3 protein-coding genes are annotated in these 2,648 nt (G+C 64.8%); all 3 read left to right on the forward strand.

Annotated elements, in window-relative coordinates:
- Window positions 1–321 (forward strand): tyrosine-type recombinase/integrase (locus tag ABZU75_RS46140; RefSeq protein WP_355569846.1); only part of this gene is annotated, 321 nt, incomplete at its 5' end.
- 105 nt (window positions 322–426) lie between these two features.
- Window positions 427–561, forward strand: coding sequence for a hypothetical protein (locus tag ABZU75_RS46145; protein ID WP_355569849.1), 135 nt, complete (start codon window positions 427–429; stop codon window positions 559–561).
- A gap of 713 nt (window positions 562–1,274) precedes the next feature.
- On the forward strand, window positions 1,275–2,456 hold the full coding sequence (locus ABZU75_RS46150) for a phytase (RefSeq protein ID WP_355569852.1): 1,182 nt from the start codon (window positions 1,275–1,277) through the stop codon (window positions 2,454–2,456).
- The last annotated feature ends 192 nt before the right edge of the window (window positions 2,457–2,648 follow it).

Genomic DNA, 2,648 nt, shown 5'->3' on the forward strand with positions numbered 1-2,648 from the left:
GAGCGGGAGACGGCGGGCGCGAAGTGGACGGAGAACGATCTCGTCTTCGCCTCCCTGGTCGGCACTCCCCTGGACTCCCACAACGTACGACGGGCATTCCGGAAGATCGTGAAAGACGCCGGGCTGCCCGCGAAGGCCTGGACGCCTCGGGAGATGCGGCACAGCTTCGTCTCGCTGCTGTCCGACTCCGGCGTACCCCTGGAGGACATCGCGCGGCTCGTCGGCCACAGCGGGACGGCGGTCACGGAGGCGGTCTACCGAAAGCAGATCCGCCCGGTTCTGCTCGGCGGCGCGGAGGCGATGGACCGGATCTTCACGTGATGGGAGCGATAGTCACTCAGTTAGTCACTCAGAATGCAGAAAGGGTGTCTCCCTTGCGGGTGACACCCTTGCCGACCAGCGAAAACCTGGTCGGGACGACAGGATTTGAACCTGCGACCCCTTGACCCCCAGTCAAACGCGGCGATGCCGGGGGCGTTCTGGCGGGGCCTGCGGCTCATGGCCTTGGGCGGCACCACCATGGAGGCGGCCGACAGCGCGGCCAACCGTCAGTTCCTCTGAGCAGATGGTGAGACCGACGGCGGCCTTCATCGACGAGGTCTTGGAGGAGGTCGATCCGCCCCGGCGGCTGCGAAGCGTCATCCGGCAAATCAAGCGGAAGCTGATCCGCTACGTCGGCTGGGATCCCAAACGGCCCCGGCCTGTTCAACCCGGCAAGAGTCCTGACCAGGCTGCCCTGCTCGTACGCGCCATAGCCGCTCACCCAGACCCTCAAGTCAACGGCATTGCCGTTAATTGGACAGACTCCCCCAGGCCGGGACGAACGACGTCGGCGCATCGGCGGGGACCTTCCGGCCGCCGGAAACACCGTCAGCTGGTTCGCCAGCCGCTGTACCGCCGCCTGCGGCACCGACCAGATGTCATCCAGGGCCACGGCAACGTGCACGGCTACACAGCCAACTCCAAGCGCGCCGCCGATCCCCGCTTCGACTCAAAACAACAGGCCGGGCCTTGTCGCTGAGCGCAGTCCAGTGCTCCACCGGCTCATCCATGCCTGACGGCGGACACTCCATGATCTATAGATCATCCGTATGTCCTGACATAACTACGTCCTATTGATTTATGGTGAATTCGTCGTTACGTTCTTGTAGAACCTTATCCCCCCAAAACGAGGAGGCGCAATGCGTCTTCTGTCCAGGCTATTCCTGGCAGCCCTGACGTTCTCGCTGGTAGGAGGGCTGGCGATACCCGCAACCAGCCATAGCGTTCCGTTGGTGGACCCCCAAGTGGAGACCCCTGCCCTGTTCGACGACGAGGCGGGCGGCAACGCCAACGGTGATGACCCGGCGATCTGGGTCCACCCGTCCAAGTCCGGCAAGAGCCTGGTGATCGGCACGGCCAAGGAGGGCGGGCTCTTCGTCTACAACCTCGACGGGCAGCAGCTCCAGCACCTCCCCGCGCCCGCGGCCCCGGGGCCTGACGACGAAGTCGGACGGTTCAACAACGTCGACGTCACCTACGGTTTCGGTGGGCGGGATCTCGCGGTCGTCTCCGACCGTGGCCGGGACCAGCTGCGGATCTATGCCATCGCGAACGGCCAGCTCACCGACGTGACCGACCCGGCTGCGCCGTTCGTGTTCAACACCACCCAGGAGCAGGTCAACGACGCCGAGACCTCGTACGGCCTGGCCACCTGGAAGGACTCCACCGGCACCTACGCGCTGGTCAGCCGCCGGCACAGGACCTCGATCGGCCTGGTCAAGCTTCTTCCCAAGCCGAACGGCAAGGTCGGTTATCAGCTCGTCAGGACACTGAACCTGCCCGCGTCGTTCACCCTGCCGAACGGCCAGAGCTGGACCCCCTGCGACGAGCCGGGCCGGGAGCCGCAGGTCGAGGGCATGGTCGTGGACCAGGAGAAGGACGTCCTCTACGCGGCCCAGGAGGACGTCGGCATCTGGCGGATGCGCGCGGACCTCACCGGAACACCTGTGCTGATGGACAAGGTTCGCGAGTACGGCGTGCCCGCCACCTACGACCCGGCAACGGAGGAGTGCACGCCCGGTACGGACCCGGGCTACGGCGGCCAGCGTCTGACAGCGGACGCCGAAGGTCTCACGATCTACTACCGAGAGAATGGCAAGGGCTACCTGCTGGCCTCCAGCCAGGGCGACAACACCTTCGCCGCCTACCGCAGGGAAGGATCCAACGCCTACCTGGGCCAGTTCCAGATCGGATCGCACAACGGCATCGACGGCGTCGAGCACAGCGATGGCTCGACCGTGCTGAACGTCCCGCTGGGCGACTTCGACGAAGGTCTGTTCATCTCACACGACGGCGCCAACACGCCGACCACGCCCGACCGCGAGAACACGAACTTCAAGTTCGCCCACTGGAGTGACATCGCCGACGAACTCGACCTGGACGTGGACACCGACGGCTGGGACCCGCGCGACTGAGCGGCAGGGAAAGCCGTCGGCTACTCGGCGGATTCAAGAGCTCGTTGCAGCATGTAATCGGTTGATCAAGCCGCGAGTACTTTGATCGGACGCTCGGCTGGGATTTCCCAGCCCGGCGGCCCGCGGGGGGGGGCTGAAAACGGTAGTTGGGGATAGCACACGGATGAACACCACAAAAAAAAAAAAACAAAA

This window comes from Streptosporangium sp. NPDC005286 (assembly GCF_040607515.1).
Taxonomy (GTDB): Bacteria; Actinomycetota; Actinomycetes; order Streptosporangiales; family Streptosporangiaceae; genus Streptosporangium.